We start from the raw sequence: 4,421 nt of genomic DNA, 5'->3' as shown, positions 1-4,421 counted from the left end.
CTGCGCAGGGCCGTGGAGTGGTTCCGCGCCAACGGGTATGCCCGGTGAACTGAGGCCGAAGGCGAAGGATTCCCTTTGCCCTCGGCCGGGAGGTAACGCATGTCCACGCTGCTCGACACAATCACCTGCCCCGCCGATCTGAAAAAGATCCCGCGGGACCAACTCCCGGCTCTGGCCGAGGAGATCCGCGCCTTTCTTCTGGAAACCGTATCCCGCACCGGTGGCCACCTGGCCTCGAACCTGGGGGTGGTCGAACTCTCCATTGCCCTCCACTACTGTTTCGACTCGCCAACGGACCGGTTCGTCTGGGACGTGGGACACCAGGCCTACACCCACAAGATCCTCACCGGCCGCCGCGACCGCTTCCACACCCAGCGCCAGTACCACGGCATCAGCGGCTTCCCCAAGCGGAGTGAATCGTCCCACGATGCCTTTGACACCGGGCACTCCTCCACCTCCATCTCGGCGGGGCTCGGCATGGCCATGGCCCGGGAGCTGCGGGGTGGAAGCAACAAGGTGGTAGCCGTCATCGGCGATGGCTCCATGACCGGCGGCATCGCCTTCGAGGCCCTCAACCAGGCGGGGCACCTGAAGAAAAACCTCATCGTCGTGCTCAACGACAACGAGATGTCCATCTCCCCCAACGTGGGGGCCTTTTCCTCCTTTGTCTCCCGCAAGCTCACGGGCAGCTACTTCCGCGAGTTGAAGAAGGAGGTCCAGGGGCTGCTGCAGAACATCCCGGCCATCGGCAAGGACATCCTCCAGTTCGCCCGCCGGGCCGAGAACTCCCTCAAGGGGTTCCTGACCCCGGGGATGCTCTTCGAGGCCCTGGGCTTCGACTACATCGGCCCCATCCAGGGCCACAACCTGCCCCAGCTTCTGGAGGTGTTCGAGAATGCCCGGGGACTGGATGGCCCGGTGGTGGTCCACGTCATGACCACCAAAGGCAAGGGGTATGCCCCGGCGGAGACGAACCCGTCCGCATTCCACGGGGTCGGCCCCTTTGACGTGGCCACCGGCAAAACCACCGGCGGCAAACCGGGGGCAGCCTCCTATACCGGCATCTTCGGGGATACCCTGGCGCAACTGGCCCGGGAAAACGGAAAAATCGTCGCCATCACCGCGGCCATGCCCGACGGCACCGGCCTTACGGGCTTCGCGAAAGAGTTCCCCGAGCGCTTCTTCGACGTGGGGATCGCGGAGCAGCACGCCGTCACCTTTGCGGCGGGGCTGGCGGCCGAAGGCTTCCGTCCCGTGACCGCCATCTACTCCACCTTCCTCCAGCGGGCCTACGACCAGGTGTTCCACGACGTCTGCCTCCAGAACCTGCCGGTCGTCTTCGCCCTGGACCGGGGGGGGGTCGTGGGCGACGACGGCCCCACCCACCACGGGGTCTTCGACCTGTCGTACCTGCGGCACCTGCCCGGCATGACCCTGATGGCGCCCAAAGACGAGAACGAACTGCGCCACATGCTCAAGACCGCCGTGTCCCACGACGGCCCCATCGCCCTGCGCTACCCCCGCGGTGCCGGCTATGGCATCCCCCTGGACCAGGAGCTCCGGGAGATTCCCATCGGCACAGGCGAAACCCTGGCGGAAGGAGACGACGTCGCCATCATTGCCATTGGCATCACGGTCCTGCCCGCCCTTGAGGCGGCACGGACCCTGGCGGAGAAAGGAATCCGGGCCATGGTGATCAACGCCCGCTTCGTCAAGCCCCTGGACCGGGACCTGATCCTCCGGGCGGCCCGCCGGACCGGCTGCATCATCACCGCTGAGGAAAACGCCCTGCAGGGAGGCTTCGGCAGCGCAGTGCTCGAACTCCTCGCCGACGAGGGGATGACCGGCGTGCGGGTGAAGCGGCTCGGCATCCCCGACCGGTTCGTGGAGCAGGGTCCCCAGCCGCAGCTCCGTGCCGACTTGGGCATCGACGCCGCCGGCATCGCCGCTGCGACCGAGGCATTCCTGGCGGCAAAGGGGGCCTCGGCGCCCGCTCTCTCGATGGTCAAATGATCCGGCTTTTCACGAGGCCCCTGGCCTCCAGCCTGCCCCGACCATGACGAAACAGACATACATGTGAAAGGAATTGCCGTTCAATGCGCTTTCCCTGGCGACTCAACTACGACCTGACCCGATACATCATCAGCAACAAGCTCAACAAGGTGGAGAAGTTTCCCCTGGTCCTCATGCTGGAGCCGACCCACCTCTGCAACCTGGCCTGCTCCGGCTGCGGCCGCATCCGCGAGTATGCCGACACCATCCAGCAGATGATGAGCCTGGAGGAATGCCTCCGCTCCGTGGACGAATGCCCGGCCCCCGTGGTCACCATCACCGGGGGCGAACCGTTCCTCTACACCCACATCTACGAACTGATCCCGGAGGTGCTCGACCGGGGCAAGCACGTCTACCTCTGCACCAACGGCCTGCTGCTGGAAAAGGCCCTGGAAAACATCAAGGTTCACCCCAACTTCTACCTGAACGTCCACATGGACGGCCTGGAAGAGACCCACGACCGGATCCTGGAACGCAAGGGGACCTTCAAGGTGGCCATCGAGGGGATTCGAAAGGCAAAGGCCATGGGGTTCCGGGTCTGCACCAACACCACCATCTTCAAGGACACGGACCTGGTGGAGATCGAAATGCTCTTCTCGCTCCTGACCGAACTAGGGGTGGACGGCATCCTCGTGGCGCCGGGCTTCGACTACGAGGCCGTGGGTGAAGACCTCTTCCTCCAGCGGCGCGAGATCCAGAAGAAGTTCGAGGAAGTCTACCGGATGAGCAAGCGGTTTCGCTTCTGGTCGACCCCCATGTACCTGCGCTTCCTCAAGGGGGAGAAACAGCTTGAGTGCACCCCCTGGGGCAATCCCACGCGCAACCCCCTGGGGTGGAAGGCGCCCTGCTACCTCATCACCGACACCCATCACCCCACCTTCCGGGAGATGATGGAAAAGACCGAGTGGGACCGCTACGGCGTGGGCAAGGATCCCCGCTGCGCCCAGTGCATGATGCACTGCGGCTTCGAGCCGACGGTGGTCTCGGAAATCGGCAAGAGCTGGAAGGATATTCTGGAAATGACGATCTGGAACATGACGTGAATCCGGCCGGCCAAAGGCCGATGAAGATTCCCAGAGATCATTGCCACACCAACGTCAAAGCCGGCACCGTTCGAAGCGGTGCCGGCTTTGACGTTGCCCATCAACACAGCCTGCTCGGCAGTCGTGGCGTCCCGATGTCTTTCAGGCAGCCGCCTCCCCTGCCGCGGCCAGCCCGGCCAGATCGTCCTCCCCGAACACCCGGTCGATGTCCAGGATCATGAGAAACGCATCGCCGTGTTTCCCCATGCCCTTCAGGAACGAGGTGTCCAACTTCGTCCCGATCCGGGGCGCAGGCTCGATGTTTCCTCTCTCCAGCTCGAACACCTCCTGCACCGAGTCGGCAAGCATCCCCAGTACCAGCGTCTCCATTGCCGTCTCCACCTCGACTACGATGATGCACGTGTCGATGCTGCGCTCGGTTTCGGGCATCCCGAACTTCTGCCGCAAGTCGATTACCGGAACCACGCTGCCCCGCAGGTTGATCACCCCGCGCATGAATCCGGGCGTCTGCGGGACCTTGGTGATGCTGCTCCATTCCAGTATCTCCCGCACCTTGGCCACGTCCACCGCAAATACTTCCCCGGCAAGGGTGAAGGTCAGGTACTGCTGCGTTTCTGTTGCGTCTGCGTGTGCCATCGCTCTCTCCTAGAATTTCTCGAACTGGTCGTCCAGGTGATCGGTGTCCAGGTTCAGATCCACCCCGCCGCCTACCGCTACTTTTCGCGGCGGCGCGGGCTCGGCATGGTAGCCGTTGGATGTGCCGTGACCCAGATGAGGGATTGCTGCCTTTTTCTTGGCAACGGGCCGACGGGCCGCACTCCGGCTCGACGCGCCACGATCATCGGTCCGGAAGAATGAAATGGTTGCCTGCAGTTGTTCGGCCTGGCTGGCCAGTTCTTCGCTGGTGGAGGCCATCTCTTCGCTGGCGCTGGCGTTCTGCTGGATCACCTGGTCAAGCTGCTGGATCGCTTTGTTGATCTGCTCAGCGCCCGTGTCCTGCTCTTTGCACGCGGCGCTGATCTCCTGCACCAGTTCCGCGGTCCGCTGGATGTCCGGCACGATCCGCGTCAGCATCTCGCCGGCTTCTTCCGCTACCTGAACGCTTGAGGCAGACAGCTCGCTGATCTCGCCCGCCGCCTTCTGGCTCCGCTCGGCAAGCTTTCTGACCTCGGCCGCTACCACCGCGAACCCTTTGCCGTGTTCGCCGGCACGGGCCGCTTCGATGGCCGCGTTCAGGGCCAGCAGGTTCGTCTGGCGGGCTATCTCTTCGATGATCGAGATCTTGGAGGCGATTTCCTTCATGGCCACGACGGTTTCGGCCACGGC

At 63.9% G+C, this 4,421-nt stretch carries 4 protein-coding genes; 2 read left to right on the top strand and 2 right to left on the bottom strand.

Annotated features, from left to right (window positions below):
* Positions 1–99: 99 nt before the first annotated feature.
* Together dxs and hpnH are read left to right on the top strand one after the other, a co-directional pair.
* Entirely contained in the window at positions 100–2,013 is a 1,914-nt protein-coding gene (gene dxs, locus AC6CDK_RS17635) for a 1-deoxy-D-xylulose-5-phosphate synthase (protein ID WP_066357049.1), read from the top strand.
* 83 nt (positions 2,014–2,096) lie between these two features.
* A complete protein-coding gene (hpnH, locus tag AC6CDK_RS17630; RefSeq protein ID WP_039643052.1) occupies positions 2,097–3,095 on the top strand; it encodes an adenosyl-hopene transferase HpnH in 999 nt (332 codons plus the stop codon).
* Positions 3,096–3,236: 141 nt separating this feature from the next.
* Here hpnH and AC6CDK_RS17625 read toward each other — a convergent pair whose 3' ends face one another.
* Both AC6CDK_RS17625 and AC6CDK_RS17620 read right to left on the bottom strand, forming a co-directional pair.
* Positions 3,237–3,731: a chemotaxis protein CheW gene (locus AC6CDK_RS17625; protein ID WP_192905579.1), complete on the bottom strand. Its 495-nt coding sequence runs from the start codon at positions 3,729–3,731 to the stop codon at positions 3,237–3,239.
* A gap of 9 nt (positions 3,732–3,740) precedes the next feature.
* A partial coding sequence (locus AC6CDK_RS17620) for a methyl-accepting chemotaxis protein (RefSeq protein ID WP_496639947.1) occupies positions 3,741–4,421 on the bottom strand: 681 nt, incomplete at its 5' end.

The organism is Geobacter sp. PheSNFMC, from assembly GCF_059620965.1.
The sequence above is the reverse complement of the archived record's forward strand: the minus strand, read 5'-3'. Positions and strand labels throughout refer to the sequence as shown.